We start from the raw sequence: 19,228 nt of genomic DNA on the forward strand, positions 1-19,228 counted from the left end.
CGATCCAAACGCTTGACCAGTGGGCGCGCCCTGCCTAGGTGAGCGCTCCGATTGGCGCACACAGTGCCGCCAAGCACCCTTTGGGGCCCTTAGCTCAGTCGGTAGAGCAACTGACTTTTAATCAGTAGGTCGCTGGTTCGAACCCAGCAGGGCTCACCATATTCTCTCCGCTACCGCTTCGCTGCCTTCGTGCCGGTATGTCGGGCTCGATCAGCTTGCTTCGATGTTCTTGCTGTCCAGCCATTGTGCCAGCTTTACGCCGCCCGTGATCAGGAACGGCACCAGCACAATCGACAGCACGACCTTTGCGATCACCTGTCCAATGAGCAGGTCCATGATCGGAAACAGGCCGTAAAACGCGAGCGTGATGAAAATCACCGAATCCACCGCCTGGCTAAGCGCGGAGGCGATGGCGCCGCGGATCATCAATCCGATCGTCGTACCTTCGCCGCTGCCGCGCAGGCGCGAGAATATCCAGATATTGAGCAGCAGCGACACGATATATGCGGCTGGACCCGCGGCCCAGACCCGCCATACGGTGTTGTGCACCTGCTCAAACGCAGCCAGATCCTCTGCTCTGCCATTCACCATCTCAACCGATGGCGGCAGCGCCAGCACCAATTGCATCAGCACGCTGGCGATCAGCAGCGGGACAAAGCCCAGCCACACGATCCGCGTGGCGTATTTCTGTCCGTAAAGCTGGGACACCGTGCTCGAAATCACGACTAGGATCAGAAACGCGAAAATGCCTGATTCCACGGCAAGATCGGTTGGCACCAATTGCACCTGTTTGTATGCCAGAACCCCTGCCAGAACAGTCATGCCGCCATACAGCATCAGGTAGACGAACAAGCCCAAGGGCATGGCAATGGCGGGTTTCGCCGTAGTATCAGTTTCGCTCATGCCCGACGGGGTAAGGGGCGCGGCCGGAAAAGAAAAGCCACGCAGCGCGCGCTTTCACCGGCGGCCATCATCCGGCGGGGAACACGGGCGGACGCGCTCTTGCGCTCGCACTTGCAAAATGCCACGCACACTGCGCGCGCTGCATCGATAGCGCACGGGATCGTCACACTTACTAAATACCGGGGGCCTCCAAGCCGTGAGCGACAGTATCGCGTCCAACCTGTTCAGCCTGCTTGGCATTGCGGCCATCCTTGGTGTCGCTTTTCTGCTGTCGAACGGCAAACGCCGGATCAAATTGCGCGTCGTGGGCGCGGCCTTTGCATTGCAAGCTTTCATGGCGCTGCTCGTCCTGCGCACCGATTTCGGGGTGGCGACGATCCAGTTCCTGTCCGACGGGGTGATCGCGCTGCTCGATTATTCGAAGGTCGGGATCACCAGCGTATTCGGCCCGATGGAGAACAATCCGTTCGCCAACACCTTTGTCATCGCGGCCCTGCCGGTCATCGTGTTCTTCGCGGCGATCGTCTCGATCCTTTATCATCTTGGCATCATGCAGAAACTGGTGCGCTGGGTTGGCGGGGCGATCGGCTGGATCACCGGGATCAGCAAGGTTGAGGCGCTGGGCAGCGCAGCGAACATCTTCGTGGGCCAATCGGAGAGCCCGCTGGTCGTGCGGCCTTATCTCGCATCATTATCGCCCGCGCGATTGTTTACATTGATGAGCGTCGGGATGGCCGGTGTCGCGGGAACCATCCTTGCCGCCTATGCCAGTTTTATCGGATCGGAAGCGGTGCCGTTTTTGCTGGCGGCGGCGTTCATGTCGGCACCTGGCGGTATCCTGATGGCAAAAATCATCATGCCTGATGACGAAGAACCGCGCGGTGCCACACAAAACGTGGGGCAGATGGCCGCTGCGCAGGTCCGTGCAGGCTCCGGCGTTCCTGCTCAGGCGACCCGTGTCACGATGTATAACGAAAACGGCGAAGAGATCGAACTGCCGCAATCGCGCATTTCGGGAGAGGGCCCGGCAGCCATCGTCGAAGGTGGTAAGGCCGCCGAGGTGGAAATGGCCGAAACCTTTGAAGAGGGACAGCGCCCCGCCAATATTATCGAAGCCGCCGCGCAGGGCACCCAGACAGGCGTGAAACTGGCCGTCGCCGTCGGTGCAATGGTGATGGTGTTTGTCGCGCTGGTCGCGCTTGCCAACGGACTGCTTGGCGGGATTGGATCAGGCATTGTCGCGCTTGCTTCGGGTCTTGGTGTGCCTTTCGGGGAGCAGACCGCGGCGTGGCTCAGCACGATCAGTTTCCAGAAATTGCTGGGCTATCTGTTTGCCCCGGTCATGTTCCTGATCGGCATTTCGGATTGGGATCAGGCGCAGATTGCCGGCGGCTTGTTCGGGACGAAGATTGTCCTCAACGAATTTGTCGCGTTCATCGATCTGGGCGCAATGACAGCCGGAGAACTGACGGATCGCAGCCGTGCCATCGTGACTTTCGCGCTGTGCGGATTTGCCAACTTCTCCTCGATTGCGATCCAGATGGCGGTGACGGGCGGCCTCGCCCCGAACCAGCGCCCGGTGATCGCGCGTCTTGGGCTGAAGGCATTGGCCGCAGGCAGTCTGGCAAACCTGATGAGCGCTGCGTTGGCGAGCATTTTCTTGCCGCTTTAATGTGATTCGCATACCCCTTGGCAGGATTGCATCTGCGGGTGTAAAGCGCCGCCATGACTGACGCACCAACGACCACCCGATCCACTGCTGGCATTGCCAGCGTTTCGCTGTCCCAGCCGCTTGAAGATATCGCGGATGAACTGGGCGGCAGCTTTGCCGAATACGGTTTTGCCATCGTTCGCGATCACGGCATTCCGCAGGAACTGATTGACCGCGCCGAGCAGAAATCGCGCGAATTCTTTGCGCTGCCTGACGATGTAAAGCGCGGTTACAAGGTCGAAGGCGGCGGCGGTGCGCGCGGCTACACTCCGTTTGGCACGGAAAAGGCCAAAGACGCCGAGATATCCGACCTGAAAGAATTTTGGCATGTTGGCCGCTCGATTGATGAGGGGCACGAACTGGCCGAATTCATGGCGCCGAATGTGTGGCCATCCGAAGTCGACAGTTTCAAACAAACCTTCAGCGAACTCTACGCCGCATTCGATCATGCCGGATTGCGCGTGCTAGAGGCGATTGCCCTTCATCTGGGGTTGGAGCGGACGTTTTTCGCGCCGACGGTCGAGGATGGCAATTCGGTCATGCGGTTGCTGCATTATCCGCCGCTTGGCCCGGAAGCGCCCGAAGGCGCGATCCGCGCTGCTGCGCACGGTGATATCAACACGATCACCCTGTTGCTGGGCGCAGAAGAAGCCGGGCTGGAATTGCTCAGCAAAACAGGTGAGTGGCTGTCGGTTGACGTGCCGCAAGGGGCGCTGGTCATCAATGTCGGCGACATGCTTGAACGCCTGACCAATGGCGTTTTGCGCTCCACCACGCACAGGGTTGTGAACCCGAGCGGAGAGGCGGCGCGCCGGTCGCGGTATTCGATGCCGTTTTTCCTGCATTTCCGCCCCGACTATATGATCGAGCCGCTGCCAAGCTGTGTCGGTGAAGGCGGAGTGGACGCTGCGCACACGCCGATCAGCTCGCACGATTTCCTGATGCAGCGCCTGCGCGAGATCAATCTCGCCTGATCGGCTGCTGGATGCCCGGCTCTGGATTCGGTTTCGAGGCTAGGGCGCTGCGCGCGCGAAACAGGGCAATCGCTGCGCAAGATTTCTAAAGCGCGAAAATACAAAAATTTCGTGGCTTGGGTGCAACACTCACCTTCAAATCCGCTGGTTTCTGGGACTTAGAGCGCCGGTTTTTACCGCGATGCAGCAAAACGTGGCGCACCGCGATTTCAGTTTCATCGAATTGTCACAAAACAGTCGCTTTTGTGCAGCGCAACGCGCTTAGTGAAGGCGCCGTTCAACAGCTTACTTCGTGATTAGGGGCTAATCCATGAAACTTAAATATCTCTTGGCAGCGAGCGTCGTCAGTCTCTCTGCGGCCGCCACCATCGCAACACCGGCTGCCGCGCAGCAGATTACTTCGGGCATCGAAGGCCAGGTCACCGACGAAACCGGTGCCAGCCTGCCGGGCGCGGTTGTTACCATCGTCGACACCCGCACCAACGCGACGCGCACCAGCACCACCGGCGCCGACGGCAATTTCCGCGTTGCCTCGCTCCAGCCGGGCGGCCCTTACACCGTAACGGTCACCGCTGCTGGTTACGAAGGCCAGAGCGTTGAAGACGTGTTCACCACCATTTCGGGCAACACCGGCTTCAACTTCGCGCTGACCCCGACCGTTGCAGGCGGCAGCGACAACACAATCATCGTTACCGGCGCCCGCGCGCAGGTTACCCAGCTAGCCGTTGGCCCGGGCACCGCATTCGGCACCGATACGCTCGAAGCGTTCCCGTCGATCACCCGCGACGTGCGCGACATCATCCGCATCGACCCGCGCGTCAGCCTTGACCGCGACAACGAAGTCGACCGTATCTCCTGCCTCGGCGGCAACGATCGTTCGAACACCTTCACGGTTGACGGCATCGTCCAAGCCGACGTTTTCGGTCTGAACGGCACCCCGTTTGCTGCACGTAACTCGCTCCCGCTTCCGTTCGATGTTGTCGATCAGGTTTCGGTCGAGTTCGCTCCGTTCGACGTTGAATATTCCGAATTCACCGGCTGTCTGGTCAACGTTGTGACCAAAGCCGGTTCGAACGAATTCAGCGGTTCTGCTTTCATCACCTATTTCGACGAAAGCCTGTTCGCTGACGACATCGACGGCCGCCCGCTGAACGCTGGCGAAGAGAAGCGCTGGGGCGTTACGCTGTCCGGCCCGATCATCAAGGATCGCCTGTTCTTCAGCTTTGGTTACGAAGAAACCGATCTGGGTGAAGGCAACAATTTCGGCCCAGCAGGCGGCGGCTTCACCAACGAAGCCGAATTCGTTTCGCAGGCCCAGTTTGACGAGTTCGCCCGCATCGCGCGCGACGTATATGGCCAGGATATTGGCGGTTACCCGACCCAGCTTCCAGAAAGCGCCGTTCGTTACTTTGGTCGTCTCGACGCGCAGATCACCGACGATCACCGCCTTGAGGGGACATATCAGCGCCTCGAAGAAACCAACGTCGAAAGCGACACTGGCGGCCAGAACCTGACCGGCCTGAACAGCTTCGAAGACGAAGGCACGATCTCCGACTATTATTCGGTCCGTTTGTATTCGGACTGGAGCGACACGATCTCCACCGAACTGCGCGTCAGCCGCGCTGAAGTGGGCGACGTTCAGGGCCCACTCGGCTTTGGCGAAGCGCAGGCCGAAAACCCGACCGTGCGTCTGGCTGTCGGTGTTGCACCTGATGGCACCTCGACCGAAAACGGTCTTTTGAGCACTGGTCCGGGCATCTTCCGTTCGGCCAACCAGCTCGACACCACGATCAACCAGGCCCGTTTCCAGATGAACGTGGACGCAGGCAGCGGCCACTTCCTGAAATTTGGTGCAGAAGTGAACGATCTTGAGGTGTTCAACCTCTTCGCGATCAACGCAACCGGCACACTGTTCTTCGACGGTCTCGAAGATTTCGAGCAAGGCCTTGTCGCTGACGGTGCCTTCTCCAGCGTCTTCGCCGATGTTGATGACCTTGTTGGCGGCGGCCCACTTGGCGGTGGTACAATCGCAGCCGGCATCGATGGCGATATCAACAATGCAGCTGCACGCTTTGGCCGTCAGATCTATTCGGTCTACGCGCAGGACGAATGGCAGGCGACCGATCAGCTTTCGATCAACACCGGCATCCGCGTCCAACTGTATGACGGCGATGCACCGGCGCCGAACCCGAACTTCTTTGATCGTTACGGTTTCACCAACGCCGTTTCGTTTGGCCGTCTTGAGCCGGTAATTCTGCCGCGCTTCTCGGCAACTTACGAATTCGACAATGTCGGCTTCTTCTCGAACAGCCGTTTGACCGGCGGTGTCGGCATCTTCTCCGGCGGTGACCCGGTCGTGTATTTCTCGAATGCGTTCTCGAACAACGGTTTCTCGAGCGCGAACGGCGATACCTTCGATTGCGATGCCAGCGAACTGACGACCGATGCCACAACCGGCCAGATCGATGTTGTTACAGGTGGTAACTTCACCGGCTTCCCGCAGTGCGCGATCAATGCCGGTGCGGCAACTGCCGCGCAGGGCGGCGCTGACGTTCAGTCGACCGATCCGGACTTCAACGTTCCGACTGTGACCCGTGCCAACCTTGGCTTCCAGACCGAAATCGGCAGCGAAACCGGGTTCCTTTCGGGCTGGCGTCTGAACCTCGACTACATCTACTCGCGTTTCAATGACACGCTGAACTTCGTCGATCTGTCGCAGGCGGTTAACCCTGACCTCGGCATCAACGGCTTCACGGTTGACGGTCGTCCGATCTACCGGGCCATCGACGCAACGCGGGATGGTTGTAACGCCACGCTGGACGGAACAGGCGGCACCGGTGCCACCTATTCCAATGTCACATCGGATTGCTTCGGCACCAGCCGGGATGACAACATCCAGCTGACCAATGGCCCAAGCTATGAAAGCCACAGCTTCTCGGCCATCCTTTCGAAAACGTTCGATGGCGGCGTATTCACCGATGGCGGCAGTACGCGCATCAACTTTGGTTACGCCTACACCGATTCGGACAACAACCGGAACGTCGGTTCCTCGACTGCAACGTCGTCCTATGATGTGACCGCAGCGTTTGACCGTCAGGATCCTGCGATCTCGACGTCGAACTTCGAAACCCGTCACAACTTCACCGCGTCGCTGGCGTTCCGCGAAGAGTTCTTCGATGGGTACGATACCAGCCTCGCCGTGTTCTTCCGGGCACGTTCGGGCCGTCCGTACAGCCTGACCTTTGATGGCGGCGGCGTGTTCAACGACAGTGCATCGGGTAGCGACAACGCACTGCTTTACATCCCGACAGGTGTGAACGACGCAGCGATTTCGCCAGATTCCGACGCCGCAGCAGTTGCTTCGCTCGTCGATTATCTCGCGAATAGCGATGTCGCTGACCAGTGTGATTTCACTCCGGGTCAAAGCATCGCGCGTAACAGCTGCACCAATGACTGGTACTATGACATGGATGTCCGGTTCAGCCAGGAACTGCCATTCATCGGCAGCCTGACGGGTATCAAGGAAGACCGTGTCGAGCTCTTCGTGGACTTCGACAACTTCCTGAACATCCTCGACAGCAGCTGGAACGTCCTGCGTTCGCGCAATCAGTTTGTTGACCTGGTCGATGGCGGCGTTGACGACGAAGGCCGTTACATCATCTCTGGCTTCAACCCGGATGATGACAACGACATCGCGATCTCGCCTTCGGCTTGGCGTATCCAGGTCGGTGCGCGCTACGAATTCTAATTCGCAGCATTCCGATTATTTGAAACAGCAGCGGCGGGGCCTTCGGGTCCCGCCGTTTGTGTTTGGGGCGCTTGTTCTTGCACGGTGAATTATGGCGCACCGGCTCTGACGCGGCGATCGCGGAATAGCGATTTTGGCCACGTGCAGGCAGCCGGACAGACTACCGCCTGAAGCGGGGTCGCATCACCGGATCGAGCGTCATGCCGTTTGCCTTGTCTCGCCGCCATCTGCATTGCTGTCCGCAAGGTTCAGCAGCGATCCTGCAAGCATCGCCTGATCGCCCAGCGATTGCTCCTGCCGCAGTGCGCGTTCAAAAGCGGCGGCCTGTTCGCCAAGTTCCGGCTCCCCGAACATGGCGGCTGTTCCGGCAAGTTTATGAACTGTTCGGGCAAGCTCCATGCGCGCCTCACCTGTCATCGCGCCGTCCGACAGCGTTCCGCTGCGCGAGGCCTTTCGTACCGCCTCGACAGCTTCGCTGCGCCGTTCTTTCCAGCGACTGATCAGCTCGGACGATTGAACTTGCGGAACGGCGGTGTCGCCCGGCCTCGCACTCCGCGGCGAGCGTGCTGTGTCCGCCGTTGGAGGGGAAGCGTGGCTATCGCGCTGCGCGCCGCCACTGGCAGTTGGCTGGCTGTCGATAATTCGGGTCGGCAGCCAGCGTTGCAGCGCGCGGGCCAGTTCGGCGAAGACCAAAGGTTTGGCGAGGTGTGCCTGCATCCCCGCGTCACGGGCCGCTGCGATGTCTTCGGGAAAGGCATTTGCAGTGAGTGCGACGATAGGGAGCGTTTCAGGGGTGATCCCTTCGGCCCGGATCGCGCGGGTGGCGGCGTATCCGTCGCAGCCCGGCATCTGGATATCCATAAGCACAAGGTCGAACGGCGCCCCGCGCATCATACTGTCCATGACCATGGAAATCGCCTCGTTCCCGTCATGCGCAATGGCGACTTTCTGGCCGCAGCGTTCCAGCATTTCAGAGACGAGCATCCGGTTGATGTCGTGATCCTCGGCCAAAAGGACGCGGGCATCGCTCGGCAAATCCTTTAACGAGAGGGTTTCGCGCGGGCTTTCCTGTCCAGGCCGCGGTGCGGTGCGCAGCGCAGGCAGCGTCAGGGTAAAGCATGAGCCTGCACCTGCCTTGCTATCGACCTCGATCGATCCGCCCAGCAATTCGGCCAATTGCCTGCTTATCGTAAGGCCCAGCCCGGTCCCGCCAAACCGGCGTGATGTGTCGCTTTCCGCCTGTGTGAAGGGTTGGAAAATCGAACCGATACGGGAATCGCTGATCCCGATCCCCGTATCGCGAACCTCAATCCGCAGCATTGTATCGTCAATCGTATAGCGGACGATGATCTTGCCGGTTTCGGTGAATTTCACCGCATTGCCGATCAGATTGAGCACGATCTGACGGATGCGCAGCCCGTCGCTTATGATCCATTCGGACGCGCTTTCGGCGGGACGGTCTGACATGACCTCACGCTGGCCTTCACGCTCTAAAGACAGTCCCAGCCCCTTTTTCTCGGCATTCGCCTGATGGAGCGAAGTGCATTCGAACAAAGTCCGGTACAAGTCGATCGGTGCATGTTCGATCGCGATCTGGCCTGCCTCGATCTTCGACAGGTCAAGGATATCGTTGAGCAGCAACATCATCGACCGCGCCGATTGCACAATCAGATCGGTCTTGTGCCGTTGATCGGGATCAAGATCGCTTTGCAGGAGCAATTCCGAGAATCCCAAAACGCCGTTCATAGGGGTGCGGATTTCGTGGCTCATATTGGCGAGGAACGCCGATTTCGCATTGGCCGCATTTTCCGCATGACGGCGCGCGCGCGTCAGTTGCAGTTCGAGCTCCACCCGTTTGGTCACATCGCGGGCGGACACCACGAACCCCTCTCGCTGGCCGGTCACGGGATTGTAGGCGGCGGCGCAATCCGCCTCAATAAACACCGGTATCCCTTCGTCGCTGTCCAGAAACCGGCGATAAGTGAACCGCTCTTTTTCGCTCGCCCCGGTCAACAGCCGCCGCTGCGCCAGGGTGATCCGGTCACGCGAATCCACGTGCATCCGGTCTGTCGGACGCCGGCCGATAAGTTGGTCCGGCTCCTCCCCCAAAACATCGCGAACCGATGGAGAGGCGTAGGTGCAGGTGCCGTCGGAAGTGTATCTCATAACTGCATCGGTGATGTTGTCGGCCAACAGGCTAAATTGCCGCTTGCCCTGGTTAAGCTCCTCTACGATGCGGTTTTTCCCGGTCAAAATCGCGGCAATCGGCAATCCGGTAAGGAAGTTTGCGACGATGAAGCCCTGCACAAGCAGCACCTGAACGCTCGGCGATGATGACGTGCGGTGGATGGAGCCGTAATCCGCCCATGTCATCGCGCTTGTGACTATAGCGACCGCGAGGACGTAAAATGCCGTTCCCAACCCGCCTAGGCGAAAGGCATAGAGCAGCGTGATCGGCGGGATCAGGAACAGCAGCGGGTAAATATCCTGCCGAAAAACAAGAAACGCACCTGCGGTCCCGCCGGCCAGGATGACGGTCCGCTCCAGCCATTCGCCTTGCGACAGGCGGGCGGGGGACCGCATCGCATCGAAACCGAGCAGCACCGTCGGCACAATCAGGATCATGCCCATGCTGTCTGTGAGGTACCATGACAGCGCGCCGGACCAGATGGCCCGCGCGTCTGTGCCCATCGCCGTCGCTGCAATTGCTGCCGCGATGAGCGGCCCGATCAGCCCTCCGGCAGTTATGAACCGCGCGAGGTGGGGCAAATGCATCATGTCGGGCCGGTCGCCGCAGTACTGGCGTGTCATCGACGTTACCACCAAAACGCACGCGACATTCGCGATCGAGAATACCGTCGACATCCCCACCGTGGCTCCGGCCAGCGCGTTGGCCAGCAGGCTGGCGGCAAACATGCCGATGAAAAACGGGATTTCGTTACGCAGCCGTGTCTGCAATAAAAACGCCACTGCAGCGGCATTGGGTAACCATATGCTCGCCAAAGTCGCGTCGAATTTGGACAATGAAAGGCTGAGCACGCCAAGCAGAAAAAAAACAGCCGCCCCAGCTAAAGATGCCGTCAGCGTTGCGCCGTCAAGGCGGCCGGTGGCAAACCGGGCCGCGCGCTGACGTTCCTCGTCCCGCCTATCGGGGAAACCGCCGGCCTCAGCCTGCGTTATTGTCCACTGCATCGCTAACCTCCGCGAACTTAAAAAAGAAAAGCACGCGACAACCGGGCGCGATCGCATTCATAATGGAGTGAAAATGCCGAAAGCTGGTTTATGCCGACCCACGTAAAGTCCCGTTATCGCAGTCCGCTGCGCCGCCCGCGCTGGTGGCTGGTCGTGCTTATCGTGCTACTTCACGCAGCGGCGCTTTATGGCATTGCCCGTGCTCTGGCGCCGGACCTGACCGCCTCTGTCGAGGATAGCGTCGTGTCCGCCTTTACCGTTACGATCACCAGTCCGCCCGATCCGCCGCCGCCTGAAAACGAGCCTGAGCCGGATGAGGGCGCGCAGGGCGATCCGGGCGCCGAGGACGTGCCGCAGCCTGTCAGCGCGCCCGAACCGCCGATCAAAACAACGCCTGATCCCCTGCCGCAGGCGTCCTCCACCGGCACGGCCACACAGTCCGGCGCGAATGAAACGGGCGAGGGCACGGGGGCGGCGGGGCGCGGCACAGGCACCGGCAGCGGCAATAGCGGCAGCGGGCAGGGCGGCATCGCGGTGAGCAAGCCGGTCCTTATTTCGGGCGAAATCAACAATGCGCGCGATTACCCTATCCCCGCAGGCGGACGCGATGCGCGGCGCGGGACGGAGGTGATCGTACGGGTCACTGTCGGCATTGATGGCAGGGCGCGCAATTGCTCGGTCTACCGGGCCAGCCCCGATGCCGAAGCGGATGCGATCACGTGCCGGCTGGTGGAACAGCGCCTGCGGTTCCGCCCGGCGCAGGATGCCAATGGAAACCCCGTGCCCGCCCCGTTTTACTGGCGGCAGAAGTGGTTCTAATTTCTCAATAAACCCAAAGTATTGGCGCCAGAACGGGCGGAATGGGCTGGCATCGTAACCTTTGCCTGATATAGGGCGGGCGCGTATTCACCCCCGGTCTTTTAACGAAAGCCATTCATCGGCCATGTCCAATCCGATCCATCCGGTAATTCTGTGCGGCGGCAGCGGCACCCGGCTCTGGCCGCTTAGCCGAAAGGACCGGCCGAAACCCTTTTTGCCGCTGATCAGTGAGCAAACCCTGTTTGAACAGGCGGTCAGCCGCGTTGCTGGTGACGCCCGGTTCGCCGCGCCGCTGGTCGTCGCAGGGGCGCAGCATATTGCCCTTATCGAGGCGCAGCTGGGCGGAGAAAACGGCGCTGATGCGGGTCACCGGCTGATTGTGGAGCCATGCGCCCGCAACACCGCGCCAGCGATCGCACTGGCGGCGGCGCTGCTTCCCGAAGACGACATCATGCTGGTTTGTCCCAGCGACCACCACATCGCCGACCCTGATGCCTTTCGTGCCGCTGCGCTGGCCGCAGCCGCGCTTGCCGCTGATGACTGGCTGGTATCATTCGGGATCGCGCCGACCTATCCCGAAACAGGCTATGGCTACCTGCTTCGCGGGGATGAAATGCCCGGCGGGTTCGGCATTGCCCGCTTTGTCGAAAAGCCCGATCAGGCCCGCGCACAGCAATATCTGGAGAGCGGGGATTATAGCTGGAACGGGGGCATTTTTGCCTTTCGCGCTGGGCACCTGATGCAGCAACTGGAAACGCACCGGCCCGAAATGGCCCGTCTGGTGCAGGAATCCGTGGCCGGGGGACGGGGTGAGGGCGCGCGGTTTTACCCCGATGAGGCGAAATTCGCCGCGATTAAGGGGGATTCGATTGATTACGCGATCATGGAAAACACTGACCGCGCAGCGATGGTGCCAGCGGACATGGGCTGGTCCGACATTGGCAACTGGGCCGCGTTGCAAGATGCGATCCCCGCCGCTGATGACGCTGGTAACGTGGCGCGCGGCCCGGCTGATTTGGCCGGTTGCAGCAATGTGCTCGCAATGTCCGACGGGCCGCGCATATCCGCTGTCGGCCTCGACAATGTCTGCATCATCGTGAGTGATGGTGAGGTTCTGGTCACGACCCGCGAAGGCGCGCAGCAGGTCGGCAAATTGCCGGGCGCAGCGAACCAGTGAGTGCGCCTGACACTTCCGCTATGCCGGTAAAGCTCCCCACCCGCGAGATCGCGAAAGTGTGGGGCCGCGACGATTTGCCCATGCCGTTTACCAAACAGCGCGACCAGCGCATTGGCGAAATCTGGTATGAACCTCACCCCGAACTGCCCGATCTGCTGGTTAAATACCTTTTCACGAGCGAAAAATTGTCGGTCCAGGTCCATCCGCGCGCAAGTGACGCCAAGGCTGGAGAGGTGGGTAAAGAGGAATGCTGGCTGGTGCTCGATGCGCAGCCGGGCGCGCAGCTGGCCATCGGTTTCAAAAATGAATTGACGAGCGAGGCTGTCCGCAAGGCTGCGCTGGATGGCTCTATCGAACAGCTGCTGTCATGGCATGATGCGAAAGCGGGCGATGTCTTCTATCTTCCCGCCGGAACGGTCCACGCCATCGGCCCCGGCCTGTCGCTGGTGGAGGTCCAGCAAAACAGCGACACGACGTTTCGGCTTTTCGATTACGGCAGGCCGCGCGAACTGCACCTCGACCGTGCCATCGCCGTGGCTGAAACAGGACCATACAGCGCTTTCCATAAAAGCGCCGCCGGGCAAAACGGCTCGCTATTGGCAAAAGGTCCGCATTTCCGGTTTGACCGTGTGCAGGGTGCGCCTGACGCAGACCTGTTGAACACATATTCGGGCAAGTTGCTGGCGCTGCCGATCTCGGGCGAGCTGCTGGCCGATGGCGGGGCGCGCGCCGTTTCTGGTGAATGCCTTTACGCCCCCGATATCAGCGCGATTAATTTCGCCCGCGCGGGGGTAACGCTGCTTACCCGTCCTGTGCTTGGCTGAATTCGCGCGTTTCCTTGGCATAGGCCGTGATCAGTTTTTCGATCTCTTCCCGGCCATAGGGTTTGCGCAGGAGGCCAATCGCGCCAAGTTGTTCGATCTGGTCTTTCAATTCGGCATACCCCGTGGCGAGCACAAAGCGCACGCCCTTGGCCTGCAGCTCTTTTGCCACCGGCTCGCTTGTTTCCGATCCTAGGTTGAAATCGATAATCGCAAAATCGGGCACCCTGTCCGCGATTGACGCCAGCGCGCCTGCGACATCGCTTTCCACCTGCACCGATTCCACGCCCAGCCGTTTCAGGTTCTCTTCGGTGTCGAGCGCGATCATCATGCTGTCTTCGACCACCAGAACGTGACCGGGAAGCGAGGACCGTTTTTCGCATGATGTGCGCGATCCAGGGCCCCCGCCGGTATCGTTGGCCGTTTCTGGGCCGGACGGTGCGCCGCGGGCGTGGTAATTTTCTCCCATCAACACCGAGGCACTGTCATGCGGGATCACATCCTGAAGCACTTTATCCAGCAACAGCGAGAACATCTGGCTGAACACTTCAGCCACGATGCGCAGTGAATAGGGCGGCAGTTTGGGCTCGGTATGGTGGCACGAAATCATGCCCCACAGCCGACCCTGACGCACGATGGAAATCGTCATCGATGCGCGCACGCCCATATTGCGCATATATTCGGCATGCATTTCCGAGTGCGATCGCAGCACGCTCATCGAAAGGTCCAGCGGATCGCCGCACATCGAGCAGGGCGGTTCAATCGGAACAGCCTCAGCCTCCATATCGGCGATGATGCGGCACCGGTTGCGGCGAAACAGGTCCCGCGCCTGCTGCGGGATGTCGGCGCGCGGAAACCTGAGGCTAAGGAACGGCTTGAGATCTTCGCGGCGGTTTTCGGCAATCACCTCGCCGCTTTCATCCGTGTGCAATGTGTAGACCATGACGCGGTCATAGCCGAGCATTTCGCGCACCAGCTGCGCGGCTTTGACGCACAATTGATCAAGCTCGCGGATCGGCTCAAGCCGTGACAGAATCGGCCCGATCATAGCGAGGTGATCGGAATATTCCTCCTCCGCATGCGGCTCGAATTCGATAACAACCTTGCCTTCGCTCGGGTGGACGGCGCAGTCGAACAAATCGCCCCCGCGCACCAGTTGCAGTCCGGAAATCCGTTCAACGTTGTCGCCGCCCGATTGGCGCAGCAAGGCATCTTTCAACGCGTCGATTGCGCCGGGGAGAAAATGATCGGCGAGCCGGTCACCCTCCGCCGGCAAATCGTCCAGCCCCAGCATCTCGCCGCAATTGATGGAACGGTGCGCGATCATCCAGTCAGCGTTCACGGCAATCAGGCCGCCAAAGGATTGCACGGCGGCGATATGGTGGATCGGTTCGCGGTCGCATTCGGTCAGTTTGGACGGGGGGTAATCGTGATTCATGGCGATCTCATCGGGCAGGCCCGGGGCGCATCGCGCAGGGCGCCGTCGGGTGTTGTCAAAATTTCAGTGTTGGTAAGGATATGATCGAAAACCGCGCTCGCACTGGTGGCGCTGCGCAGGCAGGATCGCAGAGTTTCAAGTTTGGCAGCGCTGCCGATCAAAAAATCACTCCGATGCAGTGCAAATGCAGTGGGCGTTCAGTTAGTTTTAAAGGTAATGCCCCTGAATGCAAAGCGGCACTCGCCAGCTTACACGGTCTGCGTACGGACCATTAGGTGTAACGCCTTGGTTCCCCAAAATTCCTGACACGACCGCCGCTTATTCAAGCAGTTTGGTCGCCTGTGTCCTGACTGCCTGTTCCAATGTTCCGCGCAGAAAGCCGAGCATTGCGGGCAGATTCATCTCGATAACGACCTCGTCGTCGTAAACCTCCACCGCACCATTGATGCGCTGGCCCACGGCGGTCACGACCATGTCCATCTGGTCTTGATCAGGCCAAGTGGTTTCGATTGTTGCCATGCCGGGCGGAAAATAACCTGCAATCTCGTGGCTGCGCTCTCGCATTCGGCGGCGGACCTCCTCTTTGCCGAGGTCGTGGGGCAGATTGACGCGCATCTGCCGGCTCAGCCCTGCTTGCCGTTGGACGCGTTCATGTCTTCGAGCAATTCGTCGCCGCCATAGCGGTATTCCAGATACCGATCCTTGATCGCAAGATCGTCCAGCGCGCCCTCTGCAAGGCGGCGTGTTACACGGTCGACTTCGCCTGACAGCTTGCCGAGGCTGTCGGTCAGGCGCTGGTCGGCGGTCTTGCCCGCATGAGCCTCACCGCGCATTTGCTCGGGCACCTTGCGATAATTGTCGATGGTTTCCGGGATGTATTCACCGACCAGTTCGCGCACTTCGCGCACCGACGGATGGTTCGCATCCACGGTTTCAAGCTGAAGTCCGAGCGAATCGAGCTGCACGCCGAGCTGATCGACGATCTTGACCGCGGGCGGCGGCAGGGCTGGGCGCTGCGCCTCCAGCCACAATTCCGTGCGCGCCACCATCTGTTTCGGATCGCCTTTTGCCAGTTCGGTGCGCTTGGGCACTTTGACCTTGGGAAATTGCGAAAACAGAATGCCCGCCCCGACAACGGCAAAAAACGCCGCGACTATGCCCCAGAAACCGATGCCGCCCAAAACCGCGCCCGCGACAGAGATCGCGATGAAAATACCAAGCACCGCTACGCCGAAATACCCGGCGCGCTTGAGCAAGTTTTTCAGTTTGGCATTGGCCGATCCCTTGCCAATCGACGGTTCCAACCGGTGGCGACCGCCGGTGCGATTGTCCCGAACCAGCCTCTTGCCGTCTGACAGGGCGCGGTCGGTCTCGTGGCTGAGGTTCGCCATCAGCTATCCAGAGCAAGCAGCGACGGCCCGCTCGCCACTTTGGACTGGGCCTGCGCCTGCCCTTCGGCGCGGGCGATGTAGCCTTTGGATTTCTCGACCTCGTCGGTGAGGACATTGACGGTCTGTTTCATGCTGCTGAGTGCGCGCACCTTGAACTCGTCAACTTCGTCCATCGTGTCATAGATATTCTGGAACGCGCGTTGCAGCGTTTCCAGCGGAATGGTGCTGGAGGCGGCCTGTTCGTGGATCTGGGCGGTCTGTTCGCGCAGCAATGTGCTGGTGGAATCGATGATGTTGGTCGTCGTTTCGTTCAGCGAGGTGATCTGCTGGAGAACCAGTTTCTGGTTGGTCATCGCCTGCGCCACCGTCACCGCCGTGCGCAGCGCGCCCACGGTCGTGGTGCTGGCGCGGTCCACGCCTTTCACCAGCTCCACATTGTTCTTTTTGACGAGGTCGAGCGCGAGATAACCCTGCACGCTGACCGCCATCTGCGTGAGCAAATCCTGCGTGCGCTGGCGGACATAGAACAGCGCGCTTTCGCGCAGCGCCTTCGCCTTGGCCGGGTCGCTGGAATCCAGCTCCAGCGCCTTTGCCTCCAGCCGCTCGTCAAGCGTTTTGGCGATATGGATCATCTGCTCCAGCTCGCCCATCGCCTCCCACAGTTTCTGGCGTTCGGTGTCGATGGCCGCGTTATCGAGGTGCAGTTCTTTCTTGCCGCCTTCCAGCCGTTCAAGGATCGCCTGAATATGCCCCTGCGCAGAGGTGTAGCTGTCGAAATAGTTTTTCAGCTTGTTGCCGAACGGGATGATGCCAAACAGCTTGCGCGGGGCCAGCAGCTTGTTCTTGCGCCCCGGATCGAGGTCTTCGACGGTGCGGCGTAGTTCGGCCAGATCGCTGCCCACGCTGCTGTCGGCATCCATGGCGCGCACGGGCCGGTCCAGAAAACGGTTGGAATGCGCGGCGGCAGCGCGGATCTGTTCCTGACCCATGCGCGTGATCTGATCGACCTTTTCACCGAATTCTGGCGAGTTCGCATCGACCGAAACCAGATCGGCGACAAAGCCATCCACTTTCGTATCCAGTTTCGATTTCTGTTCGGTGGACACAGGGACAAGGCCCGCCGCCTTTTCAGGTGCAATTTCGGGCACGGGATCGGGCGGTGTCAGCTCGAAATCGGTGGCGGTTTTCGTCGCCGTTGCGATTTTGGTTTTCGGCGTAGTCTCTGTGCTCATGCTCGTCGCTTGCTCCCTCGGCGTGCGCTGCGCAAATCGGTGCGGCGCCCTGATCTCTGTTACTGTATTAGGTATCTAAAACACGGCTTTCAAGATTTTCAGCAAGCTAGCGTCTTTGCCCCGCCTTATCCAACAAATTGGCGAACCTGCCGATTTGCCTTTGTCGCCGGTATCGGTCTTTATGCGGCGCGAACCAGACAGCACCATCGCTGCGCGCTGCAAATCGCGCGCGGCACAGCCAATAATGTGAGCACACGTGACTGAACCACAAAGCCCATCCACCGGCACCGCCGCACCCGACAAGGTCGAGGAAAAAGAGGCAACGCAGGTGAAGGAGCAGGCGTCAACCTTCGGCAGCGTGGTTTTCAGTCTGCGCCGCTGGTGGCTGCGCGATGTGGTCGGCACGGTCGATCAGTCCGAAGTGATTGAAAAGCGGCGCGAGGATTGCCTGCTGTCCGAACGGTATCTGTTCATGACCGCGATGAGCGCGGGGATCGCGGTGCTGGGCCTGCTGCTGTCATCGCCTGCGGTGGTGATCGGGGCCATGCTGCTGTCCCCGCTGATGGGACCGATCATGGGTCTGGGATTTGCGCTGGCCATCGGTGATTACCAATGGCTCAAACAATCGGCGCGCAGTCTTGCCTGGGGAACCGTGATGGCCATCGGGCTGACCGGGTTGCTGGTGTATATGTCCCCGATCCAGACGATCACGCCGGAAATTGCCGCGCGCACGCAGCCGAACCTGTTTGACCTGTTCGTGGCGCTGTTTTCCGCGCTTGCCGGTGCGTATGCGATGATCCGCGGGCGAGAGGGCACGATTGTCGGCGTGGCGATTGCCACCGCCCTCATGCCGCCGCTGGCAACGGTCGGATTTGGCCTCGCGACGTGGAACTGGACGGTCTTTTCCGGCGCGCTGCTGCTGTATGTGACCAACCTTATCACCATCGCGCTGACCGCATGGGGCATGGCGCGGCTGTATGGTTTCAAGACCTCGCTTAGCCAGCGCAACACGGTGTTCCAGAATGTCGCCGTGGGCAGCGTGTTCATCGGGCTGGCGGTGCCGCTGGGTTTCTCGCTCCAGCAGATTGCGTGGGAGACGAACGCGCAGCGCATCGTTCGGTCGGAAATTCAGGAGCAGTTCGACAACCGCTCCCTGATTGACGAGCTGGATATCCAATTCGGGACAGAGCCACTCACGGTCAATGCGACGATGCTCACCCCGGTGCTGCAACCCGAAGCAGAGGTTGCCATTGAACGCTCGCTATCGGGCCGGTTTGAACAGCCGGTGGAACTGACATTGGTCCAGTATCAGGTCGGCACCAGCGCGAGCGCCGCCGAACAGGCCCAGCTTAGCGCCGCGCGCGCCAGTGAAGAGGCCGATGCCAATGCCCGCGCCGAAGACCTCGCACAGCGGCTATCACTGGTGGCGGGCGTTCCTGAAAGCGACGTAACCGTGGACCGCACGCGCCGCCGTGCGCTGGTCCGAGCCGAGGTGCTCGAAGGGGCAACCTTGGCGGCTTACCGCGCGCTCGAAGACCGCATTTCTGCGACCGAGCCGGACTGGACGATCCAGCTCTTGCCGCCCGCAGCCGCGTTGCCGTCCGTGATCGAGTTTGGGGAAGAGGGGCCGACAATGGCCGGATCGCGGGCACTGGGCGTGATCGAATGGGCATCAACGCGTGTCGATGTGCCGATAATGCTGGTGGGCGATCCCGAACAGGCGCAGGCAGCTGCCGATATTCTGAGCGAACGCGGCGTCAGCGTGGCGGTTCGGCCATCGCTGGGTCCGGTGCGCGCGGAATGGAGCAGCCCGGCAGAATAG

At 60.4% G+C, this 19,228-nt stretch carries 13 protein-coding genes and 1 tRNA gene; 8 read left to right on the forward strand and 6 right to left on the reverse strand.

Going from position 1 to position 19,228, the window contains the following annotated elements; all coding sequences use genetic code 11:
* Positions 1 to 83: 83 nt before the first annotated feature.
* Positions 84 to 159: transfer RNA gene (locus tag ACGHU1_RS14550), tRNA-Lys, on the forward strand.
* Positions 160 to 210: 51 nt separating this feature from the next.
* Here the strand turns inward: ACGHU1_RS14550 and ACGHU1_RS14555 are convergent.
* Entirely contained in the window at positions 211 to 903 is a 693-nt protein-coding gene (locus ACGHU1_RS14555) for a queuosine precursor transporter (protein ID WP_390588103.1), read from the reverse strand.
* Positions 904 to 1,099: 196 nt separating this feature from the next.
* Here ACGHU1_RS14555 and ACGHU1_RS14560 point away from each other — a divergent pair, with 196 nt between their 5' ends.
* The 3 genes from ACGHU1_RS14560 to ACGHU1_RS14570 all read left to right on the forward strand — a co-directional run bounded on the left by ACGHU1_RS14560 (position 1,100) and on the right by ACGHU1_RS14570 (position 7,336).
* The gene (locus tag ACGHU1_RS14560; RefSeq protein WP_390588104.1) at positions 1,100 to 2,575 is read left to right on the forward strand and encodes a NupC/NupG family nucleoside CNT transporter; all 1,476 of its coding nucleotides are present in this window, start codon (positions 1,100 to 1,102) and stop codon (positions 2,573 to 2,575) included.
* Positions 2,576 to 2,628: 53 nt separating this feature from the next.
* Positions 2,629 to 3,588, forward strand: a complete 960-nt coding sequence (locus tag ACGHU1_RS14565; protein WP_390588105.1) for an isopenicillin N synthase family dioxygenase — start codon at positions 2,629 to 2,631, stop codon at positions 3,586 to 3,588.
* A 310-nt stretch (positions 3,589 to 3,898) separates the two neighbouring features.
* Positions 3,899 to 7,336 (forward strand): carboxypeptidase regulatory-like domain-containing protein, encoded by a 3,438-nt coding sequence (locus tag ACGHU1_RS14570; RefSeq protein ID WP_390588106.1) that lies wholly within the window; start codon positions 3,899 to 3,901, stop codon positions 7,334 to 7,336.
* 198 nt (positions 7,337 to 7,534) lie between these two features.
* Here ACGHU1_RS14570 and ACGHU1_RS14575 read toward each other — a convergent pair whose 3' ends face one another.
* Entirely contained in the window at positions 7,535 to 10,528 is a 2,994-nt protein-coding gene (locus ACGHU1_RS14575; protein WP_390588107.1) for an ATP-binding protein, read from the reverse strand.
* 90 nt (positions 10,529 to 10,618) lie between these two features.
* Here ACGHU1_RS14575 and ACGHU1_RS14580 point away from each other — a divergent pair, with 90 nt between their 5' ends.
* From ACGHU1_RS14580 to ACGHU1_RS14590, 3 genes are all read left to right on the forward strand, one after another.
* Positions 10,619 to 11,347: a TonB family protein gene (locus tag ACGHU1_RS14580; protein WP_390588108.1), complete on the forward strand. Its 729-nt coding sequence runs from the start codon at positions 10,619 to 10,621 to the stop codon at positions 11,345 to 11,347.
* 124 nt (positions 11,348 to 11,471) lie between these two features.
* Positions 11,472 to 12,524 (forward strand): mannose-1-phosphate guanylyltransferase, encoded by a 1,053-nt coding sequence (locus ACGHU1_RS14585; protein ID WP_390588109.1) that lies wholly within the window; start codon positions 11,472 to 11,474, stop codon positions 12,522 to 12,524.
* Between the two features lie 20 nt (positions 12,525 to 12,544).
* A complete protein-coding gene (locus ACGHU1_RS14590) occupies positions 12,545 to 13,348 on the forward strand; it encodes a class I mannose-6-phosphate isomerase (protein WP_390588111.1) in 804 nt (267 codons plus the stop codon).
* On the opposite strand, the gene ACGHU1_RS14595 is transcribed toward ACGHU1_RS14590, so the two are convergent.
* The 4 genes from ACGHU1_RS14595 to ACGHU1_RS14610 all read right to left on the reverse strand — a co-directional run bounded on the left by ACGHU1_RS14595 (position 13,326) and on the right by ACGHU1_RS14610 (position 17,406).
* Positions 13,326 to 14,783 carry a GAF domain-containing protein gene (locus ACGHU1_RS14595; protein ID WP_390588113.1) on the reverse strand — a complete coding sequence of 486 codons (1,458 nt, stop codon included), beginning with the start codon at positions 14,781 to 14,783 and terminating at the stop codon, positions 13,326 to 13,328. The genes ACGHU1_RS14590 and ACGHU1_RS14595 overlap by 23 nt on opposite strands.
* A 318-nt stretch (positions 14,784 to 15,101) precedes the next feature.
* Entirely contained in the window at positions 15,102 to 15,398 is a 297-nt protein-coding gene (locus ACGHU1_RS14600) for a polyhydroxyalkanoic acid system family protein (protein WP_390588115.1), read from the reverse strand.
* Between the two features lie 8 nt (positions 15,399 to 15,406).
* The gene (locus ACGHU1_RS14605) at positions 15,407 to 16,174 is read right to left on the reverse strand and encodes a hypothetical protein (protein WP_390588117.1); all 768 of its coding nucleotides are present in this window, start codon (positions 16,172 to 16,174) and stop codon (positions 15,407 to 15,409) included.
* A complete protein-coding gene (locus ACGHU1_RS14610) occupies positions 16,174 to 17,406 on the reverse strand; it encodes a toxic anion resistance protein (RefSeq protein WP_390588118.1) in 1,233 nt (410 codons plus the stop codon). The genes ACGHU1_RS14605 and ACGHU1_RS14610 overlap by 1 nt, the downstream gene beginning before the upstream one ends.
* A gap of 256 nt (positions 17,407 to 17,662) precedes the next feature.
* Here ACGHU1_RS14610 and ACGHU1_RS14615 point away from each other — a divergent pair, with 256 nt between their 5' ends.
* The gene (locus ACGHU1_RS14615) at positions 17,663 to 19,228 is read left to right on the forward strand and encodes a TIGR00341 family protein (RefSeq protein WP_390588119.1); all 1,566 of its coding nucleotides are present in this window, start codon (positions 17,663 to 17,665) and stop codon (positions 19,226 to 19,228) included.

This window comes from Erythrobacter sp. MTPC3 (assembly GCF_042854385.1).
GTDB lineage: Bacteria > Pseudomonadota > Alphaproteobacteria > Sphingomonadales > Sphingomonadaceae > Erythrobacter.

Coding starts and splice junctions, on each gene's coding strand:
- ACGHU1_RS14555 (WP_390588103.1), bottom strand. CDS start 903: ATGAGCGAAACTGATACTACGGCGAAACCCGCCATTGCCATGCCCTTG.
- ACGHU1_RS14565 (WP_390588105.1), top strand. CDS start 2,629: ATGACTGACGCACCAACGACCACCCGATCCACTGCTGGCATTGCCAGC.
- ACGHU1_RS14570 (WP_390588106.1), top strand. CDS start 3,899: ATGAAACTTAAATATCTCTTGGCAGCGAGCGTCGTCAGTCTCTCTGCG.
- ACGHU1_RS14575 (WP_390588107.1), bottom strand. CDS start 10,528: ATGCAGTGGACAATAACGCAGGCTGAGGCCGGCGGTTTCCCCGATAGG.
- ACGHU1_RS14580 (WP_390588108.1), top strand. CDS start 10,619: ATGCCGACCCACGTAAAGTCCCGTTATCGCAGTCCGCTGCGCCGCCCG.
- ACGHU1_RS14585 (WP_390588109.1), top strand. CDS start 11,472: ATGTCCAATCCGATCCATCCGGTAATTCTGTGCGGCGGCAGCGGCACC.
- ACGHU1_RS14590 (WP_390588111.1), top strand. CDS start 12,545: ATGCCGGTAAAGCTCCCCACCCGCGAGATCGCGAAAGTGTGGGGCCGC.
- ACGHU1_RS14595 (WP_390588113.1), bottom strand. CDS start 14,783: ATGAATCACGATTACCCCCCGTCCAAACTGACCGAATGCGACCGCGAA.
- ACGHU1_RS14600 (WP_390588115.1), bottom strand. CDS start 15,398: ATGCGCGTCAATCTGCCCCACGACCTCGGCAAAGAGGAGGTCCGCCGC.
- ACGHU1_RS14605 (WP_390588117.1), bottom strand. CDS start 16,174: ATGGCGAACCTCAGCCACGAGACCGACCGCGCCCTGTCAGACGGCAAG.
- ACGHU1_RS14610 (WP_390588118.1), bottom strand. CDS start 17,406: ATGAGCACAGAGACTACGCCGAAAACCAAAATCGCAACGGCGACGAAA.